Origin of the sequence: Dechloromonas sp. ARDL1 (assembly GCF_051122455.1) — a bacterium.
GTDB lineage: Bacteria > Pseudomonadota > Gammaproteobacteria > Burkholderiales > Rhodocyclaceae > Azonexus.
On the sequence record NZ_CP168939.1, the window covers coordinates 2,694,297 to 2,714,864 of the forward strand.

23 protein-coding genes are annotated in these 20,568 nt (G+C 63.5%); 7 read left to right on the forward strand and 16 right to left on the reverse strand.

The window, feature by feature from the left end:
* Nucleotides 1–7: 7 nt before the first annotated feature.
* From secB to AB6Q56_RS13310, 4 genes are read right to left on the reverse strand one after another with little or no spacing between them, the layout of a single operon-like run.
* Nucleotides 8–472, reverse strand: a complete 465-nt coding sequence (gene secB / locus AB6Q56_RS13295; RefSeq protein WP_434513642.1) for a protein-export chaperone SecB — start codon at nucleotides 470–472, stop codon at nucleotides 8–10.
* A gap of 31 nt (nucleotides 473–503) precedes the next feature.
* A complete protein-coding gene (gene grxC, locus AB6Q56_RS13300) occupies nucleotides 504–764 on the reverse strand; it encodes a glutaredoxin 3 (protein WP_434513643.1) in 261 nt (86 codons plus the stop codon).
* Nucleotides 761–1,186 (reverse strand): rhodanese-like domain-containing protein, encoded by a 426-nt coding sequence (locus AB6Q56_RS13305; protein ID WP_434513644.1) that lies wholly within the window; start codon nucleotides 1,184–1,186, stop codon nucleotides 761–763. Before AB6Q56_RS13305 ends, grxC begins: the two co-directional genes overlap by 4 nt.
* Before the next feature lie 3 nt (nucleotides 1,187–1,189).
* Entirely contained in the window at nucleotides 1,190–1,507 is a 318-nt protein-coding gene (locus tag AB6Q56_RS13310) for an ArsR/SmtB family transcription factor (RefSeq protein WP_295003429.1), read from the reverse strand.
* Nucleotides 1,508–1,582: 75 nt separating this feature from the next.
* Here AB6Q56_RS13310 and AB6Q56_RS13315 point away from each other — a divergent pair, with 75 nt between their 5' ends.
* The 4 genes from AB6Q56_RS13315 (at nucleotide 1,583) to AB6Q56_RS13330 (ending at nucleotide 5,887) form a co-directional block, all read left to right on the forward strand.
* A complete protein-coding gene (locus tag AB6Q56_RS13315) occupies nucleotides 1,583–2,998 on the forward strand; it encodes a murein hydrolase activator EnvC family protein (RefSeq protein WP_434513645.1) in 1,416 nt (471 codons plus the stop codon).
* Complete coding sequence (locus AB6Q56_RS13320; protein WP_434513646.1) at nucleotides 2,995–4,419, forward strand: S41 family peptidase; 1,425 nt, start codon at nucleotides 2,995–2,997, stop codon at nucleotides 4,417–4,419. The genes AB6Q56_RS13315 and AB6Q56_RS13320 overlap by 4 nt, the downstream gene beginning before the upstream one ends.
* Before the next feature lie 22 nt (nucleotides 4,420–4,441).
* Entirely contained in the window at nucleotides 4,442–4,843 is a 402-nt protein-coding gene (locus AB6Q56_RS13325; RefSeq protein ID WP_434513647.1) for a hypothetical protein, read from the forward strand.
* Between the two features lie 216 nt (nucleotides 4,844–5,059).
* Complete coding sequence (locus AB6Q56_RS13330) at nucleotides 5,060–5,887, forward strand: HesA/MoeB/ThiF family protein (RefSeq protein WP_434517161.1); 828 nt, start codon at nucleotides 5,060–5,062, stop codon at nucleotides 5,885–5,887.
* On the opposite strand, the gene ribD is transcribed toward AB6Q56_RS13330, so the two are convergent.
* The 4 genes from ribD to AB6Q56_RS13350 form a co-directional block, all read right to left on the reverse strand.
* Nucleotides 5,802–6,890, reverse strand: a complete 1,089-nt coding sequence (gene ribD, locus AB6Q56_RS13335; RefSeq protein WP_434513648.1) for a bifunctional diaminohydroxyphosphoribosylaminopyrimidine deaminase/5-amino-6-(5-phosphoribosylamino)uracil reductase RibD — start codon at nucleotides 6,888–6,890, stop codon at nucleotides 5,802–5,804. The two genes, AB6Q56_RS13330 and ribD, sit on opposite strands and share 86 nt — an antisense overlap.
* Nucleotides 6,887–7,351, reverse strand: coding sequence for a transcriptional regulator NrdR (gene nrdR / locus AB6Q56_RS13340; RefSeq protein ID WP_434513649.1), 465 nt, complete (start codon nucleotides 7,349–7,351; stop codon nucleotides 6,887–6,889). Before nrdR ends, ribD begins: the two co-directional genes overlap by 4 nt.
* 63 nt (nucleotides 7,352–7,414) lie before the next feature.
* Nucleotides 7,415–8,665 carry a serine hydroxymethyltransferase gene (gene glyA, locus AB6Q56_RS13345; RefSeq protein WP_434513650.1) on the reverse strand — a complete coding sequence of 417 codons (1,251 nt, stop codon included), beginning with the start codon at nucleotides 8,663–8,665 and terminating at the stop codon, nucleotides 7,415–7,417.
* A 42-nt stretch (nucleotides 8,666–8,707) separates the two neighbouring features.
* On the reverse strand, nucleotides 8,708–9,364 hold the full coding sequence (locus AB6Q56_RS13350; RefSeq protein ID WP_434513651.1) for a histidine phosphatase family protein: 657 nt from the start codon (nucleotides 9,362–9,364) through the stop codon (nucleotides 8,708–8,710).
* A 101-nt stretch (nucleotides 9,365–9,465) separates the two neighbouring features.
* Between AB6Q56_RS13350 and AB6Q56_RS13355 the strand changes: the two genes are divergently transcribed.
* The 3 genes from AB6Q56_RS13355 to AB6Q56_RS13365 all read left to right on the forward strand — a co-directional run bounded on the left by AB6Q56_RS13355 (nucleotide 9,466) and on the right by AB6Q56_RS13365 (nucleotide 12,143).
* Nucleotides 9,466–10,059: a TRAP transporter small permease subunit gene (locus AB6Q56_RS13355; RefSeq protein ID WP_434513652.1), complete on the forward strand. Its 594-nt coding sequence runs from the start codon at nucleotides 9,466–9,468 to the stop codon at nucleotides 10,057–10,059.
* Nucleotides 10,059–11,522, forward strand: a complete 1,464-nt coding sequence (locus AB6Q56_RS13360; protein WP_434513653.1) for a TRAP transporter large permease — start codon at nucleotides 10,059–10,061, stop codon at nucleotides 11,520–11,522. Before AB6Q56_RS13355 ends, AB6Q56_RS13360 begins: the two co-directional genes overlap by 1 nt.
* 120 nt (nucleotides 11,523–11,642) lie before the next feature.
* The gene (locus AB6Q56_RS13365) at nucleotides 11,643–12,143 is read left to right on the forward strand and encodes a Dps family protein (RefSeq protein WP_434513654.1); all 501 of its coding nucleotides are present in this window, start codon (nucleotides 11,643–11,645) and stop codon (nucleotides 12,141–12,143) included.
* A gap of 309 nt (nucleotides 12,144–12,452) precedes the next feature.
* Here the strand turns inward: AB6Q56_RS13365 and AB6Q56_RS13370 are convergent, their stop codons facing one another.
* From AB6Q56_RS13370 to trbE, 8 genes are read right to left on the reverse strand one after another with little or no spacing between them, the layout of a single operon-like run.
* Nucleotides 12,453–12,698 carry a DUF2274 domain-containing protein gene (locus AB6Q56_RS13370; protein WP_033990732.1) on the reverse strand — a complete coding sequence of 82 codons (246 nt, stop codon included), beginning with the start codon at nucleotides 12,696–12,698 and terminating at the stop codon, nucleotides 12,453–12,455.
* Nucleotides 12,695–13,969 (reverse strand): TrbI/VirB10 family protein, encoded by a 1,275-nt coding sequence (locus tag AB6Q56_RS13375; RefSeq protein ID WP_033990734.1) that lies wholly within the window; start codon nucleotides 13,967–13,969, stop codon nucleotides 12,695–12,697. Before AB6Q56_RS13375 ends, AB6Q56_RS13370 begins: the two co-directional genes overlap by 4 nt.
* A 2-nt stretch (nucleotides 13,970–13,971) precedes the next feature.
* Nucleotides 13,972–14,964 carry a P-type conjugative transfer protein TrbG gene (gene trbG, locus AB6Q56_RS13380; protein ID WP_074547707.1) on the reverse strand — a complete coding sequence of 331 codons (993 nt, stop codon included), beginning with the start codon at nucleotides 14,962–14,964 and terminating at the stop codon, nucleotides 13,972–13,974.
* The gene (trbF, locus tag AB6Q56_RS13385; RefSeq protein WP_033990737.1) at nucleotides 14,961–15,665 is read right to left on the reverse strand and encodes a conjugal transfer protein TrbF; all 705 of its coding nucleotides are present in this window, start codon (nucleotides 15,663–15,665) and stop codon (nucleotides 14,961–14,963) included. Before trbF ends, trbG begins: the two co-directional genes overlap by 4 nt.
* A gap of 12 nt (nucleotides 15,666–15,677) precedes the next feature.
* Entirely contained in the window at nucleotides 15,678–17,063 is a 1,386-nt protein-coding gene (trbL, locus tag AB6Q56_RS13390; RefSeq protein WP_034011154.1) for a P-type conjugative transfer protein TrbL, read from the reverse strand.
* On the reverse strand, nucleotides 17,060–17,380 hold the full coding sequence (locus AB6Q56_RS13395; protein ID WP_034011152.1) for a hypothetical protein: 321 nt from the start codon (nucleotides 17,378–17,380) through the stop codon (nucleotides 17,060–17,062). Before AB6Q56_RS13395 ends, trbL begins: the two co-directional genes overlap by 4 nt.
* Nucleotides 17,381–17,392: 12 nt before the next feature.
* A complete protein-coding gene (gene trbJ / locus AB6Q56_RS13400; RefSeq protein ID WP_017677040.1) occupies nucleotides 17,393–18,118 on the reverse strand; it encodes a P-type conjugative transfer protein TrbJ in 726 nt (241 codons plus the stop codon).
* Nucleotides 18,115–20,568, reverse strand: coding sequence for a conjugal transfer protein TrbE (gene trbE / locus AB6Q56_RS13405; protein ID WP_034011151.1), 2,454 nt, complete (start codon nucleotides 20,566–20,568; stop codon nucleotides 18,115–18,117). The genes trbJ and trbE overlap by 4 nt, the downstream gene beginning before the upstream one ends.

Genomic DNA, 20,568 nt, shown 5'->3' on the forward strand with positions numbered 1-20,568 from the left:
ATCACCCTTACTGGATCGGAGCTTCTGCGGGAGCGCCGCTTTCTGCTTGCTGCTGCAGGCGCTGCATGTACATCCCCTCAAAATTGACCGGCTGCAGCACAATCGGCTGGAAGCCGGCACGGGATACCGCATCGGAAACGGCTTCGCGCGCATACGGGAAGAGGATGTTCGGGCAAGCCACGGCGATTAGCGGCTCCAACTGCTCTTCCGGTACGTTCTGGATGCGGAAGATACCCGCCTGACCGACTTCGACCAGGAAGACCGTCTTTTCACCCATCTTGGCGGTAACGGTAACCGTCAGCACGACTTCGAAAACACCTTCGCCAACGCCGCGGCCGCCGGTATTCAGCTGAATCTCGATTTGCGGCTGGTCGCGCTCGAGGAAAATTTCTGGCGCATTCGGCACTTCAAGGGACAAATCCTTGACGTACAGTTTTTCAATGCCGAAGACCGGCTGATCGTTTTGTTCCATGGTTATCTTTCCGAGAATGAATCGTTAGGGTTCAGCTTTCGAGCAGCGGCTTCAACCGGCCGGCCACATCAAGCGCTTGAAGGTCGTCGCAGCCACCCACGTGGGTATCGCCGATGAAAATCTGCGGCACGGTACGCCGCTGGGTTTTCTGCATCATTTCATCGCGCCGGTCGGGATCGATATCGACACGCACCTCCTCGATCTCGGTCACGCCGCGTGCCTTGAGCAGCTGCTTGGCGCGGATGCAGTAGGGACAAACCGCCGTGGTGTACATCAGGACACGTGCACTCATTTTTTCTTGCCCCCCTTCTTGATCGGGTAACCGGCGCCAACCCACGCATCGACACCGCCGACCAAGTTATAGAGCTTATCGAATCCGTGCTTCTTCAGCTCCCCGCAAGCCTTACTTGAGCGCATGCCGGCAGCGCAGCAAACGATGACCGGCTTGTCCTTGAACTTTTCCAGTTCGGCAACCCGCTCAGCGAGCTTGCCGACCGGGATATTGATCGCGTCCGGCATATGGCCGCCGGCGAACTCCTCCGCCTCCCGCACATCGACGACCCGCGCATCCTCGCGATTGATCAGCTGGGTTGCCGCCCCCGGCGAGACGCCGTTGCCAGACTGGCGGGCAAAGGCGGGCCAGAGAAGGGACAAGCCACTAACCACGACCAGCGAGATAAGCAGAATGTTCTGATTGATAAACTCCATTGGCATAACTTAATTTCCTGTCCCGCAAAAGACTTCACGCATCATGCTGACCAGTTGCAGGGTACGCTGGTCACCAACACGATAAAACACGCGGTTCGCATCCTTGCGGGTCACCAGCACTCCTTTTTCGCGCAAAATAGCCAAGTGCTGGGAAATATTGCTCTGCGAGGTGCCTACCGCATCGACGATTTCCTGCACACAGGCTTCCTGCTCGCCCAACACGCACAGAATCTTCAGGCGCAGGGGATGGGCGATCGATTTCAAGGCGCGCGCAGCCAACTCAATGTGTTCCTGCTTGTCGATCAGACTAAAGGACGGCGTTTCCAAGATAAAACCTCGTGAGCGGAGAAGGGCACATTATAAAATAGCGACTCCCGTTTAGCTTAATCGAAATCAATCGCAATGTTTCCCGGAAATCCGCTGTTCGGCAAACGCCCTCTTGCACACCGCTGCATCGGGCTGACAGCAGTGCTGAGCGCCGCCACGCTGGCGATGAGCGGGCCGGCGTACGCCAAGCCGCCAACCGAGCGTAAGCCCCCCAGCGCCGCCGCAACACCGGAAATCGCCGAAAAGCAGGCTGACCTTGGCGAACTGCGCAGCCGCATCGAAGGCTTGCGCAAGGAGCTCTCCAGCAGTGAGGAAAGCCGGGCCGATGCAGGTGACCGCCTGCGCGAATCCGAGCGCCAGATATCCCGACTGCAGCGCGAACTGCACGAGCTCAACGAACAGCGCAGCCAATCGCAGCGCAAGCTGAAGAGTCTCGAACAACAATCCCAGGAACTGGGTGTCACGCTAAGCCAGCAACAGGCGCAATTGGAAAAGTTGCTCTATAAACAGTATCTGCGCGGCACACCCGATTCACTGCAACTGATCCTGAATGGCGACGATCCGAACCAGATGGCGCGCGACCTGCACTATCTGTCCGCCATTGCGCTGACTCGCGCCGAGCTGATGGGTGAGATCAACGCCACATTGGACAGGAAAAAGGCCCTTGCAGCCGATGCCCGGGAGCGCTCGGCGGAACTGGCCGAGATCGAGGCGGAACAGCAGAAGCGCCACACCGAATTGCAGAAGCAGCGCGAGGAACGCAAGAATCTTTACGCGCAGATATCCAGCAAGGTCAACGCGCAACGCAAGGAAATTGGAAACCTGCAGCAGAACGAAAAACGGCTGACGAACCTGATCGATCGCCTGTCGAAGATTCTGGCCGCCCAAGCAGCTCAGGCTGCCAAGGCCGCCCGGGCTGCTGAAGCGGCGCGTGCGGCCGAGGCTGCTCGCGCGGCGGCCCAACAGCAGAAAGAGAAACATCGACCGGCCGCCACGGAAGACAAGGAAGTCGCCCGCGCCCCTAGCACCACTGAAACCGCCCGCCCTCGCCCGGTCGAAACGGAGAACCGCTACGAGCCAGTGGCTAGCGATGGCAGTTTTGCTCGGCAACGCGGCAGTTTGCGCCTACCGGTACGCGGCGCCGTATCGGGACGCTTCGGCACCTCACGCGAAGGAGGCGGGACCTGGCGGGGGCTGTTCATCAAGGCCGCGCCGGGAGGCGAGGTCAAGGCCATCGCCAACGGACGCGTGGTGTTCTCCGAATGGATGCGCGGCTTCGGCAACCTGCTCATCGTCGACCATGGCGATGCCTACCTGTCGATTTACGGCAACAACGACTCGCTGCTCAAGCAAGTCGGGCAGCCGGTGAAAGGTGGCGAAACAGTGGCCACCGTGGGCAACAGCGGGGGCAACCCGGAATCCGGTTTATACTTTGAGCTCCGCCACCAGGGGCAACCGATCGATCCGATGAAATGGGCAAGTTTGAAATGAGCAAAGCGAAAACAATCAGTCTGACTGTCGGAGCCTTCGTTGCCGGAGCACTCATCAGTCTTCACATTCCAGCACTAGCCGAAAAGGAAGTGAAGCCGGGACTCCCCATCGACGAGTTGCGCACTTTCGCCGAAGTTTACAGCGCCATCAAGCAGGGCTACGTCGAACCGGTCGAAGACAAAAAGATGATCACCAATGCCATTTCCGGCATGCTCTCCAACCTCGACCCGCACTCGACCTATCTCGATGCCGACGCATTCAAGGATCTGCAGGTCGGCACACAGGGAGAATTCGGCGGACTGGGCATCGAGGTCGGCATGGAAGACGGCCTCGTCAAGGTCGTTTCGCCGATCGAGGACACCCCCGCCTATCGCGCCGGCGTCAAGGCCGGCGACCTGATCTTCAAGCTCGACGAAACGCCGGTCAAGGGCCTGACCCTGTCCGAAGCCGTCAAGAAAATGCGCGGCAAGCCCAAGACGCCGATCAAGCTGTCGATCATTCGCAAAGGCGAAAACAAACCGATCGAACTGACCTTGGTCCGCGAAGTGATCAAGGTGCAGAGCGTCAAGTCCAAGCTCGTCGAATCGGGCTACGGCTGGGTACGCATCACCCAATTCCAGGAAAACACCATCGCCGAGTTGGCCAAGCATGTTGCCGGCCTGTACAAGGACGGCAACAAGCTGAACGGCCTCGTACTCGACCTGCGCAATGACCCGGGCGGCCTGCTACACGGCGCCATCGGCGTTTCCGCCGCCTTCCTGCCACCTGACGTAAAGGTTGTGTCGACCGACGGCCGCACCGAGGATGCCAAGCAAGAATTCAAGGCGCGCACTCAGGACTACCAGCGCGGCACCAAGGAAGACCCGCTCAAGCTCCTGCCAATTGAAGCCAAGAATGTTCCGATGGTTGTCCTGGTCAATGGCGGCTCGGCATCGGCATCAGAAATCGTCGCCGGCGCCCTGCAGGATCACAAGCGCGCCATCATCGTCGGCACCCAGACCTTTGGCAAAGGCTCCGTGCAATCCGTGCTTCCGCTCCCCGGCAACACGGCGATCAAGTTGACGACGGCGCGCTACTACACGCCCTCGGGTCGCTCGATCCAGGCCAAGGGCATCACCCCGGACATCATCGTCGAGGAAAGCGCCAATGGCAGCAGTGCCGCTGCGGCCATGCGTATCCGCGAAGTCGATCTCGACCGCCACCTGAACAATGATCGCGAGAAGGAAGCCCCCAAGGCGGAGCCGAAATCGCAAGCCAAGACACCGGCCAAATCAGGCAAGGACAAAGAGAAGGCGGGCAAGGAGGAGGTCGAGGACGATCTGCCGCCACGTCTTGAATATACCTCCAAGACCGACTATCAATTCCAGCAGGCGCTGAATCTTCTCAAGGGTCTGCAGATCATGCAGAATAAAGCGCAGTAAAACTCACCGATCGGGAGGAAACATGCCAGGAACTGACCTCAAGAAAAAACGGGAAATCCTGTTCTCCAAGTTCCCCCCCGGCCAGGTTCCCGAAGCAGCCGACGACCTGCAGCGCCTTGAGGCGCTGGAGGTGCAGCGCAAGCACGAGGCGCGCGCCCTTGGCGTCAGCTACGACCTGCAGGCACACACCCTGCGCGAACTTGACGAGCATCTGGTTGACAAGGGCTATCACCTCGACAACACCTTGCTCACCAAGCTCACCCGGGCCTTGATTTATTACGTCGAAGATACTCAGCTACACAACATCGATGCCCCCGAGACGCGCTTGAAACGTGCGCCGCAGGAGGCTTACGTGCACGCTTGGGAACACCATCCGCATGGCGATCACGACGATACGCCGCCGGAGTGGCGCGAATACAAGTAGTTGCCAGTTGCTAGTAGCCAGTCACGCAGGTTCTGCTATGTTCGGCACGCGCCGCATGCCCGCTCGCTTTGTCGCTCATCCTCGCCATGGCTGCGGTTCGCTTCGTGCGACCGGGGCGCGGATGCGTGCCTCGGCATCCGCGCAAACCTGCGTGACTGACCACTAGCGAGTCAGCGGCCGGCGCGCCGCCTCATGCCAACAACGAATAACGAGCACATGACCGACGAGCAGCTTCTCCGCTACAGCCGCCACATCCTGCTGGACGCCTTGGGTATCGAGGGCCAGGAACGCATTCTGGCAACGCACGCAGTGATTGTCGGCGCCGGTGGGCTGGGCTCTCCGGCGGCTCTCTACCTGGCCTCTGCCGGGATCGGCAAGATCACGCTGGTCGACGACGACACGGTCGATTTCACCAACCTGCAGCGTCAAATCCTACACACCCAGGCCCGCGTCGGCATGGCCAAGGCCGAGTCTGGCAAGCAGGCACTGCAGGCGATCAATCCGGAAATCGACATCGTTCCCTTGCAGCAACGGCTCTCCGGCGACACGCTCGACGCGCTGGTCGCCACGGCCGATCTTGTGCTCGATTGCACCGACAATTTTGCCACCCGACACGCCATCAACCGCGCCTGCGTGCACCACCGGAAGCCGCTGGTTTCCGGCGCCGCAATCCGCTTCGATGGCCAGATCAGCGTCTACGACCTGCGCCGTGATGACTCACCGTGCTACCACTGCCTGTTTCCGGAAGGCGACGATGTCGAGGAAGTCCGCTGTGCAGTGATGGGGGTTTTCGCGCCGCTGACCGGCATCGTCGGCACCATGCAGGCCGCAGAAGCGCTCAAGCTGGCAGCCGGCATCGGCGAGTCGCTGAGCGGCCGACTGTTGCTGCTCGACGCACTAGACATGGAATGGCGTACCGTCCGCTTCAAGAAGGATGCCGGCTGCGCCGTTTGCGGGCCTAGCGGAAGCGTGCGATCAGGCGAATATCTTCGCCAACCTGCCGCAAATCACGAATCTGCAGATGGTGCTTGCCGTCTAGGCTAGCCAGTTCCGGCAAGTTGAACAGGCCGCTGGCTTCGTGACCGATCAGGCAAGGGGCAAGGTAAAGCAGCAACTCATCGACCAAGCCTTCGCGCAGCAACGAACCATTCAGTTTGAAGCCTGCCTCGACATGCAACTCGTTGATGCCGTGCTGGGCAAGCGCAGCCAGCAAGGCAACCAAATCAACCTTGCCAGATGGATTGGACAGGATCAGTACGTCAGCGCCGACGGCGCGCAAGGCCTCGATTCGCCCTGCATCCTCGACGGCACCGGCAATCAGCGTCGGTCCGCCGTGCAAGACACGGGCGTCAGGCGGCGTTTCCAGCTTGCTGTCGACCACCACGCGCAGAGGCTGGCGAGATGTTGCAACATCGCGCACATTCAGTTGCGGGTTGTCGTCGCGCACCGTGCCGATGCCGGTCAGGACGGCGCAGGCCCGAGCGCGCCAGGCATGACCGTCGCGCCGTGCCTCCAGCCCGGTAATCCACTGGCTGACACCGTTATTCAGCGCCGTCTTGCCATCCAGACTCGCCGCCGCCTTCAGGCGCAACCAAGGACGACCGCGCGTCATGCGCGACACGAAGCCGATGTTCAACTCGCGCGCCTCGTTTTCCAGCAATCCGCTCGCCGTTGCGATGCCGGCGGCTTGTAGCAGGGCCATGCCCTTGCCGGCGACCAGCGGATTGGGATCGGTCATCGCCGCGACCACACGCGACACGCCGGCAGCAATCAGCGCCTCGGTGCAGGGCGGCGTGCGACCGTGGTGGCTGCACGGCTCCAATGTCACATAGACGGTGGCACCACGAGCCCTGTCGCCGGCGGCACGCAGGGCGTGGACTTCGGCATGCGGCTCGCCAGCCTTCTCGTGCCAGCCTTCGCCAACAATCCCGCCATCGCGGACCAGCAGGCAACCGACACGTGGATTAGGTGAGGTCGTCCACAGTCCTCGCTCGGCAAGTTGCAGGGCGCGGGCCATCATGCCGTGGTCGACGGCGGAAAAGCTCATTTCTTTTTGGCGGCCGGGGAAACTTCGCGGATGGCGCGGGAGAAAGCGTCCACGTCTTCAAAGTTGCGATAAACCGAGGCAAAGCGGATGTAGGCCACCTTGTCGAGTTTCCTCAACTCGCGCATGACCAGTTCGCCCAGTTGCTGGGTACTGACCTCACGCTCACCGGCAGACAGCAGCATTTCCTCAATGTCGGCCACTGCAGCATCAACCGACTCGATGGAGACCGGTCGCTTGCGCAGCGCCAGTTCGAGGCTGGCACGCAACTTGGCCCGCTGAAACTCGGTACGCAGGCCATTTTTCTTGACGACCTGCGGCAACTGGATTTCAGCACGCTCGTAGGTCGTGAAGCGCTTGTCGCAGGCATTGCACTTCCGGCGGCGACGGACGACGTCACCCTCGTCGTTTAGACGGGTATCGGCAACCGCCGTATCTTCCGCACCGCAGAAAGGACATTTCATGATGAGCTATTCGTTGCAGTTTGTCAGTCGCCAGCAACGCGTAACTAGCGACTGACAACTAGATCACGCGCCGTAGACCGGGAAGCGCTTGCACAGTGCGGAAACCTTCTCGCGCACCGTAGCGGCAACGGCTTCGTCGTTCGGGGCGTCGAGCACGTCGGCCACCAGATGGGCGATCTGCTCAGCCTCGATCTCGGTGAAACCACGGGTCGTCATGGCCGGCGAGCCGATGCGGATGCCGGAGGTGATGAAAGGCTTCTGCGGATCGTTCGGAATGCCATTCTTGTTGACCGTGATGTGGGCGCGGCCGAGAGCAGCCTCTGCATCCTTGCCAGTAATATTCTTGGCACGCAGGTCGACCAGGAAGACGTGGCTTTCGGTGCGGCCGGAAACGATGCGCAGACCACGCTCCTCACCCAGTACACGCGCCATGACGCGTGCGTTGTTGACCACTTGTTCCTGGTAATTCTTGAACTCCGGGGAGGCTGCTTCCTTGAAGGCGACGGCCTTGGCAGCGATAACGTGCATCAGCGGACCACCTTGCAGGCCCGGGAAGATGGCCGAGTTGAGGGCCTTTTCGTGCTCGGCCTTCATCAGGATCACACCACCGCGCGGGCCGCGCAGGGTCTTGTGGGTGGTCGAGGTAACGACGTCGGCGAACGGAACCGGGTTCGGGTAGAAGCCGGCGGCGATCAGGCCGGCGTAGTGGGCCATGTCGACCCAGAAGATGGCGCCAACTTCCTTGGCGATCTTGGCGAAGCGCTCGAAGTCGATGCGCAGCGCGTAGGCGGAGGCACCGGCGACGATGATCTTCGGCTTGTGCTCGCGAGCCAGCGCTTCCATCTTGTCATAGTCGATCTCTTCCTTTTCGTTCAGGCCGTAGGAGACGACATTGAACCACTTGCCGGACATGTTCAGCGCCATGCCGTGGGTCAGGTGGCCGCCTTCGGCCAGGCTCATGCCCATGATGCTGTCGCCCGGCTTGGCAAAGGCCATCAGCACGGCCTGGTTGGCCTGCGAACCGGAGTTCGGCTGGACGTTGGCGGCTTCGGCGCCGAACAGCTTCTTCAGGCGATCGATGGCGATCTGCTCGGCGACGTCGACGTACTCGCAACCACCGTAGTAACGCTTGCCCGGGTAGCCCTCGGCGTACTTGTTGGTCAGTTGGGAGCCCTGGGCCTCCATGACTGCCGCACTGACGTAGTTTTCGGACGCGATCAGTTCGATATGCTCTTCCTGACGCTGATTCTCGGCTTCGATCGCCTTCCAGAGTTCGGAGTCAACTTTTGCCAGGGTGTCTTTCGCGGAAAACATGGGGATAGCCTCAAGCCATTGAAGAAAAGGGGGAAGATTTTATCACGAAGGCAGTTCGTCAAGAGCCCCCTGCTCCAGATGCCCGGTTTCGCCCCAAGCATCGAGATGCCAGACGCCATCCGCCACGGATACCCAGTTGATGCCGGCATTGGGAATCAGGAAATCGCGCGGCATTTCAAGTGGATTGCCGCGCACGAATCGGTTGATGACATCAAGCACACCACCGTGCAGGACGACTGCCACATTCTGCCCGGGATGCCCGGCAGCAATGGCTTTCAGCTTGTCGGTCACCCGGGCGAACATCGCCTTCAGGCTCTCGCCATTCTCGAAGGCGTATTCCGCATTGCGCCCCTCGAAAGCCCCATAGCCGTCGGGATAACGCGCTCGCGCCTCGTCGTAGGTCAGCCCTTCGAATACGCCATAACGACGTTCGCGCATTTCCGGTACCGCCTTCGGCAGCAGGCCGATTTCGGCGCCAATGGACTCGGCGGTAGTCCATGCCCGCTTCAGATCGCTGCTGTAGAGCGCCACAATGCCGGCCCGCTTCAGCCATCGCCCCGCCGCGACCGCCTGCCGGCGGCCCGTTTCGTTGAGTCCGATGTCAATATGCCCCTGAATGCGGCGCTCAGCATTCCACTCGGTCTCGCCGTGGCGTACCAGGCAGATGCGCGTTACTCGGTTTGTAGGGATTTCCACCATGTTCTGTCTATGACCTTCGCTGTAAATTTGGCCCACTAGGATTTCCATTAACCCCGACCAACTCAAGAAGTCGGGAATTTTATCAATCGAGGAGAAATTTCGTGACCCTTCTGCTCAAGCTCTCGCAGTTGATCGACTGGATCAGCGAGCGGGTAGGCAAAGGCGCATTCTGGCTGATACTGCTCATGACCGTGATCAGTGCCGGCAACGCCGTGGTGCGCTTTGTGTTCAACTACAGCTCCAACGGACTGCTGGAAATTCAGTGGTACCTGTTTGCCGCCGTTTTCCTGCTTTGCTCGCCTTACACGCTGCAGAAAAACGAACACGTGCGCATCGACGTCCTGTCCGGCAAGCTCTCGCCGCGCGGCCTGGCCGTCATCGACATCATCGGCACCCTGTTCTTCCTGCTGCCGATGGTCGTGCTGGTGCTTTACCTCTCCATCCCGCTGGTCGCCGACTCCTATCACATCAGCGAAATGTCGGCCAACGCCGGCGGCCTGATCCGCTGGCCGGTCAAGATCCTGTTGCCGATCGGTTTCTCGCTGCTCGCCCTGCAAGGCATTTCCGAGTTGATCAAGCGCATCGCCTTCCTGCAAGGCCGCATTGACGACCCGAACAGCAAAGCCAAGGGCCCGAGCGCCGAGGAAGAACTGGCCGCCGCCATTGCCGCCGCCAAAGCACAGGAGGCCAAATAATGGCTGAGTTCATCATCGCCAACATGGCGCCGCTGATGTTCGGCGCCCTGGTTCTGTTTCTGCTGTTCGGCTACCCGGTCGCCTTCGCGCTGGCCGCCAACGGCATCGTCTTCGGCCTGATCGGCATCGAACTCGGCCTGCTCACCCCGGCCCTGTTCCAGGCACTGCCGGAGCGCATCTTTGGCATCATGGCCAACGACACGCTGTTGGCCATTCCTTTCTTCACCTTCATGGGCCTGATCCTCGAACGATCCGGGATGGCGGAAGATCTGCTCGACACCATCGGCCAGTTGTTCGGCCCGATGCGCGGCGGCCTTGCCTTCGCCGTCATCTTCGTCGGCGCCCTGCTCGCCGCGACGACCGGCGTGGTTGCCGCCTCGGTGATCTCGATGGGCCTGATCTCGCTGCCGATCATGCTGCGCTACGGCTACGACAAACGCCTGGCCTCCGGCGTCATTGCCGCCTCCGGCACGCTGGCCCAGATCATCCCGCCGTCACTGGTGCTGATCATCATGGCCGACCAGCTCGGCCGCTCGGTCGGCGACATGTACGAAGGGGCCATGGTCCCGGGCCTGGTGCTGACCGGACTGTACGTCGGTTACGTTGCCCTGATCGCCATCTTCAAACCCTCAGCCGCCCCCGCCCTGCCGCCGGAAGCCCGCACCCTGCGCGGTGCCAAGCTGTTCCTGCGCGTCATCACCACGCTGGTACCGCCGCTGGTGCTGATCTTCCTGGTACTCGGCACCATCTTCCTCGGCATCGCGACGCCGACCGAAGGCGGCGCCATGGGTGCGGCTGGCGCATTGATCCTGGCACTGGCCCGCGGCCGCATCAGCTTCAAGCTGCTCAAGCAGGCGATGGAAACCACCGGCAAGCTGTCGTCGTTCGTGGTCTTCATCCTCGTCGGCTCGACGGTATTCGGCCTGGTCTTCCGCGGCGTCAACGGCGACCTGTGGGTTGAACACCTGCTGCTCGGATTGCCAGGCGGCCAGGTCGGCTTCCTGATCGTGGTCAACATCCTGGTCTTCGTGCTCGCCTTCTTCCTCGACTTCTTCGAACTGTCCTTCATCATCGTGCCGCTGCTGGCGCCGGTGGCGGACAAGCTGGGCATCGACCTGGTCTGGTTCGGCGTACTGCTCGCGGTCAACATGCAGACCTCGTTCATGCACCCGCCGTTCGGCTTCGCGCTGTTCTACCTGCGCTCGGTCGCCCCGAGCTCAGTCAAAACCACCGACATCTACTGGGGTGCCATTCCGTTCGTCTGTATCCAGATCCTGATGGTCGCCATCATCATCATCTTCCCGGATATCGTCAGCTACGGCGATCCGGCAGAAAAGGCCCGCATGGAACACCAGGGAGACGTAGACCTCGGTTCGCTGATGCAGGAGGGCGAAGGCGTCAAAGCCCCCACCGAAGACTCGGCAGCCGACCTGCTCAAGAACCTGCAGAGCGAGAACAAGTAAGCCTGAACGATCTGGAACCAACCTTGGCGGGGCTGCGGCCCCGCTTTTTTTTTGCCATTGAAACGGTCTATGATTGCCATCGGCATTGCTCATTGGCGCCCGGAGACTTGCTAGCGGACAATGAGCAACATCAACTCACAACATCAGGAGGTCGCCATGGATATCGGAATCACCAAAAAGGATCGCGAGAAAATTGCCGAGGGACTGTCGCGCCTGCTCGCCGACTCGTTCACGCTGTACCTGAAGACACACAACTTTCACTGGAACGTGACGGGCCCGATGTTCAACACCTTGCACGTGATGTTCATGGACCAATACACCGAACTGTGGAATGCACTCGACCTGATCGCCGAGCGCATCCGCGCCCTGGGTGTCGCCGCCCCGGGCACCTACCGCGAGTTCTCGAAGCTGACGGTGATCAAGGAGAGCGAAGGCAAGGTCAGTGCCGAAGAGATGATCAAACAGCTGGTCGCTGGACAGGAGGCCGTGACCAAGACGGCGCGCAGCCTGTTCCCGCTGGTCGACAAGGCCGGCGACGAGCCGACCGCCGACCTGCTGACCCAGCGCATGCAGATCCATGAAAAGAATGCGTGGATGCTGCGCAGCCTGCTGGAAAACTGAGCAAAAACGGCCGGCAACAAAAAAGTGCCGGTGTCAAGTCTTTCGCGCAAATCACGCAGGGCTTGAAACCGTATATGGGACAGTAGGTTAGCTCTTTTCGGGGCCGCTTTGCAGAACCGCGGCTTCGTCGGCTAGGAGCCACATAAGAGCGTCGGGAGAGAAAGCCGCATCGCACCGTGTCGTGCTGGATTGCCGAGGAACGGCGGGCCTGTCGCGTCATCATAGCCCAAGAGGCTTGGCGGCATCCAGAATGAAGAACGCGCAGCCGGTGGCTGCGCGTTCGATGGATGCCGTTGGTATGTGACGCCATCATGTCGGCTTCGATGGCGCGCTCCGGGTCGCCGTGCCCTTCCTGAATCCCCGATCCCCCGCCATGAACGCCTCCAGCATGTGCGGGATCAATTTCTCTGCATCGACCGCCTCGCCATACGCCTGCGCGTGCAGCGAGGCGTAGCGGTCGAGGTCGGCTTTCAGGCTTGCCGGGCAGGCGAAGGTCAGCTTGACACTCTCGGTCTTGGGCAGAGGCCCGAGCCGCAGCTTCTTGGTCGTGGTCATTGCGAAGCTCCCCGGTTAAAGAACAGGGGCTGGTACGGCCGCAGCACCAGATCCCGGTTGACGATGATCCGCACCGGCAACCCTGGCCGCGCCGTCAGTGTCGGCTGGATGTTCATGTTGCGGCGGGTGATCTCCTGGCCGACCTGGTTGATGCTGTCTTGCGCGCTATCGCGCCCGGCGATCACGATGCGGTTGCCATCCTGGCGATTCTCCGGCGCGGCCAGCTCGGCGCCTACGCCCAGCAGCGTCGTCAGCACCGCGCCCGAGACGATGCGCTTCCAATGCCAGTCCACGTCGTCCTCCAGGCCGGCGTAGCCCGCTGAATCGGTGCCCACAAGGTTGTCGAGCGTCAGCGATGAGGTATCCGGCAGGATGACCCGGTTCCACACTATCTGCACGCGGCTCTGCCCATAGCTGACCTGGCTGTTGTACTTGCCCAGGATGCGCGAGCCCTGCGGGATCAGCAGGAACTTGCCCGTGGCCGTGTCATAGACCGGCTCCGTGACAGTGGCGATCACGTCGCCCGGCAAGTCCGACTTCATGCCAGTCACCAGCGCGCCCGCGATCACGGTTCCGGCCATCACCTGATAGGGCGACGCCGGCAGCGCCAGATTGCCGGAATTGCGGGTTTCCGTAGAGCCGGCTTTCAGGAACGCCTCTTTCTGGTCTTGCCGGTTCTGTACGGCGGTCGGGTCGGCAGGCTGCGTCGCCACCGATGCCGGCCCGGCCGCGAGTGGGTCGAAGGCCGCGAGCGCGCTTGCACCACCAGGCGCACCCGGTGTCGCCTGCGCCACGGTCGCGGCGGCTTGGCCTTGGCCGCCCGAGCGGAAGAACACCGACGAAGCCGCAGCGGCTTCCGCCTCTTTGCGCAAGGCATCGTTGGGGTCGTGGCCGGGGGCCGCGTAAGCGGCCACGGCCGGCTGCTGCGAGTTCACGATGGCAGGGCCGAGGTCGCCCGGCAGCGGCGGCCCCAGCTCGGGCACCTTCGGCGGCAGCTTCGAGTAGTCGGCCGGCAGACCGTCCAGCCCTTCGGACTTCGAGACGCGATCGACGTTGTATAGCTCGGTCTGTTCGCCTGCGCTGCGCCGCTGCGGTTGCAGCGACCAGATCGTGGCCCCGAGCACGGCGACCGACAGGCCGCCGACAAGGACGGCCAGCGTGCGCCGGTTCAGGCGCGTGACCGGACGCGGCTGGGCGCGCAGCGTCACCGACTCGGGCGCGACCTTGCCCGCCTGTGGCGTGTCGAGGTCGGGGGTGTCGTCCTGGCTCATGGTCAGTCCCTCCGCGCCACGCCGTCCGTGCGCTCGATTCGCACCACGTCGCCCTTGTCACCGCCCAAGCGCAGTTCGGCCGCGCCGAACAGCCGATCCACGATGTAGTACGGCGAGCGGAAGCGGTAGTTCACCAGTTGCCCATCGCCCTGCGCACCGATGACAAAAAGCGGCGGCAGCTCGCCTTGCGCGATGCCGGCGGGGAACTGGATATAGACCTTCTGCCCGTCGTCGAAGGCGCGCAACGGCTTCCACGGCGGATTGCTGCCGCTGATCGCGTAGCGGAAGCGCAGGTTCTCCAGCGACAAGCCGGAGTCCACCGGCGCAGCGGCGCTAGCGGCCTGTGCCTGGCGCTGCAAGGCCAGCATCCGGTCGCGCGGGTACTCCCAGGACACCGATGCCATCCACGTCTTTTCCGTCGAAGCCAGCTCCAGCAGGTACGTCCTGCGGCTGGTGGTGATGACGAGATTGGTCTTGAGGCCCGAGCGAATCGGCTTGACCAGCACGTTCACGCGCAGATCGGCACCGCTGCCGCTGGACGTGTCGCCCACGATCCAGCGCACGGTATCGCCGGCGGCCACCGTCACCAGTTCCTCGCCCGGCTGGAGCGAAACGACGGTCACGCGGCCCACGGCCGCATAGACCTGATACAGCGCGCCATCGGTGAAGGGCCACACCTGAATCGCGTTGACGTAGCCCTCGCGCGTGGGCGCGACGCGGGCCTCGGCATTGGCGCGCGAGACGCGCACCGTCTCGTCGGCCGGCTCCGGCGTGGGCTTGGCGTCCTCGGCTTCGGGCAATGGCTTCAACTGCGCCGGCATCGGCAGCACCTCGGGCACGGCCACCACCTCCACCGGCGCGGGCGGTTCGGGCAGCGGCTGGGCCTGCACCGGCTCATCGAGCGAGATGCTCGGCGGTGGCTTGCCCTGCGTGGCGCAGCCCGCCAGGGCAAGCAAGATCACCGGCAAGGCGGATTTACGGAAAAGATCATTCATGGCTTGGCTCCTTCGGAAGAATCCAGTTCGCGGCTCCACGACAGGCCGTTGACGTAGATGCCCAGGGGGTTCTTGCGCAGGCGTTCTTCGGTGCGCGGCGGCTGGAGCACGATGGACACCACGGCCGTCCACCGCTCCAAGCCCGCCGCGGCGCCGTTGACGTAGCGGCGTTCCGTCCAGCGCACGTTGAAAGACGTGTCGCTGGCGCGCACGACGCTGGTGATCTGCACCGTCACCGACTCCTTGCCGATGCGCGCGAACGGGTCGTTGACCCGTGCGTAGTCGTTGAGCACGGCCGCGCCCTTGTCGGTCGTGTAGTCGTAGGCGTCCAGCCAGTTCTGGCGGACGACGATGGGGTCGATGGACAGCGAGCGCACCAGCGTCACGAAGCGCGCGATGTGGTGCGCGGTCTGCGCATCGTTGGGCCGGTATGGCGTGGCGGCTTCGCCCACGGCGCGTACCTGGCCCGTGTTGTCCACCTCCACGACGTAGGGCGTCACGATGGATTGCGCCGAGCGCCACACCAAGCCGCCGGCCATCAGCAGTGCAAGCGTCAGGCAGCCGAAGGCCATCAGGCGCCAGTTCTTCGCCTGGACGCGCGGCGAGCCGATGCGCTTGTCCCACACCTGGCCGGCAGCTTGGTACGGCGTGGCAGGCTGCGGCGTGTCGGCGTAGCGCACCTGCGGTTTCTTGAATCGCATGGTCAGTTCTCCTTATGAATCGGAATCGCGCAGGCTCGGCCCCTGGCCGGAGCCGCCGCCATCGCCACCGCGCAGCGCGTGGGCGGTGGTGGTCGCGGCGTGGGTGAGTTGCTGGCGGCGATGCAGGCGCTTGGCCCAAGCGGGCTGTTCCTGTGTCTGCGCCGTAGCGGCGCCGGATGCGGCCTCGCCTGCGGCACCCTGACCGGATGCCGCACCCGCGCCGCCATCGGCAGCAGCGCCATTCCAGCCAGCGCGGAAGGGAGCGGCCATGCGTTGCCCGGCAGCGGAAGCGCGGGATGCAGCACCTCGCCCGGCTGCCTGCGCGCCGGTCTTGGCGACGTTGCCCAGGCCCGCCATCGCGCCCTTTGCGCCGCCGCCAGCGGCGGCGGAACCGGCCTGGAACGCCGACTTCGCACTGCTGGCCGCCGACGTGGCGGCGCGCGCACCGCTACCGGCCAGCTTGGCGGCAGCCGGGGCCATGCGCGCACCAGCAGCCACGGCGCCACCCACGCCCGTCGCGGCGGCGCCGATGGCGACGGCCGTGCCGGCAGCGCCGACAGCAGCACCGGCCATTGCGCCAGCGCCGAGCTGCGGCGCACCGGAGACGAGGCCCGTGGCGATGCCAGGGCCGAAAATCCCGAGCGCCAGCAAGGTGAGCGAGGCCAGCATGATGACCAGCGCGTGGTCAATAGACGGCTCGGCGGGATGGACTTGGAACTGAGCGAACAAGCCCGAGCCGATACCGACGATCACGGCCAGCACCAGAACCTTGACGCCGGAGGCCACCACGTTGCCCAAGACCTTTTCGGCGAGGAACGCGGTCTTGTTCCAGAGCGCGAATGGCACCAGCACGAATCCGGCGAGCGTGGTCAGCTTGAACTCGATCAGCGTGATGAACAGTTGGATCGCCAGCACGAAGAAGCACAAGACCACGACCAGCCACGCGAGGAACATCACCACGATGGGGTCGAGGTTCACGAACACTTCGGGAAAGCCCGCCATCTCGCCGATCTGCTCCAGAATCGGCGCCCCGGCGTCGATGCCGGTTTTCGCCAGCCGGCCCGGCTGCAAGAAGTTCTCCATCGTGATGGCCGAGCCGGTGGCGGTGATGCCCAATCCCGCAAACGAGCGGAACACGATGCTGGCCAGCCAGTTGAAGTTATTGATGATGTAGGCGAAGGCACCGACGTAGAGCACCTTGCGCAGCAGCTTGGCGATCACGTCCTCGCCCTGGCCGGTGGCGTGGCTCATGGCCCAATACAGGCCGGCGATCGTCATGTCGATGACGATCAGCGTGGCCGTGAGGAACGCCACTTCGCCCCGCAGCAGCCCGAAACCCGAGTCGATATAAGCGGCAAAGGTGTTGAGGAACTGGTCGATGATGGTCACGTCATTCATGGCGTGTCCTCCGGTTCGGCGGGATCGGCCGGCGCCATGCCATCGGCCGGCTCCTCGAAGCTCGGCGGGATCGGCGGCAGGTCGGCCAGCGTCTGGTATTCATCCGGCCCGGCCTGGCCGGAGAAGAAACGCCGCCGGAAGGCTTCGGCGGCGGCGCGGCAAGCGTCCTCGCCCGTGGCCTGCCGGTCGGCCGCGCATTGCGCGCGCAATGCCTTCAGCCGCACGGGATCGGCGGCCAAGGCATCGGCAAGGTCGTCGGCCGGCTGCTCGCCGCAAGCGGCCAGCAGCACGACACCAAGGGCGAGGACGCATCGCATGGCGGCCTCCCGTCAGTTGCCGTAGAAGTTCACGGACTGCGGCGTGTACGGCGTGCCGTCGCCGAGGAAGCGCCGCCGCACCTCGCGGGCGCGCTCCGTGGCTGCCGCCTGCCGCGCCAGCTCCAGCGATGCCGCCCGGTCTTGCGTGATCTGGAGTCGCTGCGACTGGATCGACTGCTTGGCCTGCAAGGCCAGCAATTGATTCATGGCCTGCATCGCCTGCAACGCACCTTCGGCCGACTGGCTCTTGCCCACAAGATCGGCCAGCACGCTTTCGTCTTCGCCCAGGTTCTGCGACACCTGCGCCTGCATCTGCATGGTGGTCTGCAAGCCGTTGAGCGTGTTCCGCCAACGCTCCTGCGCGTCGCGGTACATCTGGTCGCCGCTGACGGTGGCGGCGTACTGCTCGGGATACAGGCGCGCGAACTCCCGATCCAGATTCGTCACGTCGTAGGCCAAGCCCCTGGCCTGGGCGATCAGCCGCTCGGTGGTCGCCAGATTGGCGCGCAACTGGTTCACCACGCTGGACGGCAGGCTGGCGAGGTTGCGCGCCTGGTTCATCAGCATCTGCGCTTCGTTCTGAAGCTGCTGGATTTGGTTGTTGATCTGCTCCAGCGTGCGGATCGCGGTCAGCGTGTTCTGCACGAGGTTCGTGGGATCGACCACGACCCATTGCGCATGGGCGGTGGCGGTGCAAAGCATGGCCGCGATGGCGGCGGCAATAAGACGCTTTTTCATGGCAGGTTCTCCAGGGGTTGGTCAGCGAGGGAACCCGGCGCGAGGCCGGGGAACGAGGGCAGCAGGTCGGCCGCCCAATCGAGGCCGCGGTGGCGAAGCCAGGCACCCGCGAAACCGGGCACGCCGGCGTCCAGCAGCACGCGGTCTATGTCGCGCTGGTCTTGCGGCGTGGAAGCGCCCGCGAAGGCCAGCGCCGCCGGCCCCAGGTCGAGGTCGAACAGGCGGTTGCCGAGGCGGGATTGGTAGTAGTAGTCGCGCTTGGGCTGCGCGGTGGCGACGATTTCGATCTGCCGCCTGTTGAGGCCGAAGCCCTCGTAGATCGTGCGAATCTGCGGCTCGGTCGCCTGCGGGTTGGGCAAGAAAATCCGACTCGCGCAGCTTTCGATGATCGCGGGTGCGATGCTCGAATCCTTGATGTCGGCAAGGCTCTGCGTGGCGAATATGACGCTGACGTTCTTCTTGCGCAGTGTCTTGAGCCACTGGCGGATACGCGCGGCAAACACCGGGTCATCGAGGAACAGCCATGCTTCGTCGAGGATCAGCAGCGTGGGCGCCCCGTCGAAGCGTTCATCAAAACGCGCAAAGAGGTAATGCAGCACGGCCATGACGGCGGCCTTGCTGTGCATCAGCTCCTCCATCTCGAAGCACTGCACGTCGGCCGTGCCCAGCCGGTCGTGGTCGGCGTCCAGCAGCTTGCCGTGGGCACCGCCGAGCACATAAGGCGACAGCGCCTGCCGCAGCGTGTTCGATTGCAACAGCACGGAAAGCCCCGTCATCGTGCGCTGCTCCACCGGCGCCCCGGCGAGACTTCCCAGCGCCGACCAGATAGCCGCCTTCTCGTCGGGGCCGACCGCCACGCCTTCGTGCAGCAAGCGGCCTTCGATCCATTCGGCGGCCCAGGTGCGGTAGCCCTCGCGGTCGATGCGTGCCAGTGGCTGGAAGGCGATTTCGCCATCCGTGCCCAGGTCGTAGTGCTCGCCGCCCAGGCCCAGGATCGTGGCCCGCATCGAGCGGCCCATGTCGAAGGCGAAGATGCGCGAACCGCGATAGCGGCGGAACTGCATCGCCAGCGTGGCGAGCAGAACCGACTTGCCCATGCCGGTCGGGCCAGCCACCAGCGTATGCCCCACATCGCCGATGTGCGTCACCAGCCGGAACGGCGTCGCGCCCTCGGTGCGCGTGACGATCAGCGGCGGGCCGTCGAGGTGGTAGTTCTTCTCCGGCCCTGCCCACACCGCCGACACCGGCATCAGGTGCGCAAGATTCAGCGTCGAGACGATGGGCTGGCGCACGTTGGCGTAGGCGTTGCCCGGAATGGACGACAGCCACGCATCCACGGCGTTGAGCGCTTCGGGAATGGTCACGAAGCCCCGGCCCTGGATGACGCGCTCCACCATGCGCAGCTTCTCGTCCGCCACGGCGGCGTCCTCGTCCATGACGGTGACGGTCGCCGTCAGGTAGCCGAAGGCGACTTGATCGCTGCCCAACTCCTGCAAGGCAGCGTCCGCATCGGCGGCCTTGTTGTTGGCGTCGGTATCGACCAGCGGGCTTTCCTGCTGGAAGATCGTTTCGCGCAGCAGCGCGATGACGTTCTTGCGCTTGGCGAACCACTGGCGGCGCAGGCGGGAAAGTTCTTTCTCCGCCTCGGCTTTGTCGAGGCAGAGAAAGCGCGTGCTCCAGCGGTACGCAAAGCCAAGGCGGTTGAGGTCATCCAGAATCCCCGGCCAGGTCGAGGTCGGGAAACCTCGCACCGACACCACGCGCAGGTGCTGGTTGCCCAGCATGGGCGCCAGGCCACCGACCAGCGGCGAGTCGGTCAGCAGCGCGTCGATGTGGAACGGCACTTCGGGCACGCCCACGCGATAGCGCCGCGTCGAGATGGTCGCGTGCAGGTAGGTCAGCGTCTGGCTGTCATCGAGCCAGGCGATCTCCGGCATCACGCCGTCGAGCAGGTCAAAGACGCGATCCGTTTCCGCGACGAAGGCTTGCAGCCGCTCGCGCCAGTCCACGCCGGTCGTCGGCGTGTTCTCGTAGAGCATCTTGGCTGCACGGGCGCGGGATTCTTCCGGCGGCAGGTAAAGCAGCGTCAGGTGATAGCCGCTCTCGAAGTGATTGCCCGATTCCTCGAAGGCGGCCCGGCGTTCTTCCTCCACCAGCCACGAAAGCGGCTCGGGAAACTCCGAGCGCGGATAGTCGGCGGCGGCGCGGCGCTCGGCCTCGATGAACAGCGCCCAGCCCGATCCCATGCGACGCAGCGCGTTGTTCAACCGCGCCGACGTGGCGATTAGCTCGCCTTGCGTCGCGCTGTCGAGGTCAGGCCCGCGAAACCGGGCCGTGCGCTGGAAACTGCCGTCCTTGTTCAAGACGACGCCCGGTGCGACCAGCCCGGCCCAGGGCAGCCAGTCGGCAAGCAAGGCCGGGCGCTGGCGGTATTCGGCGAGGTTCAGCAT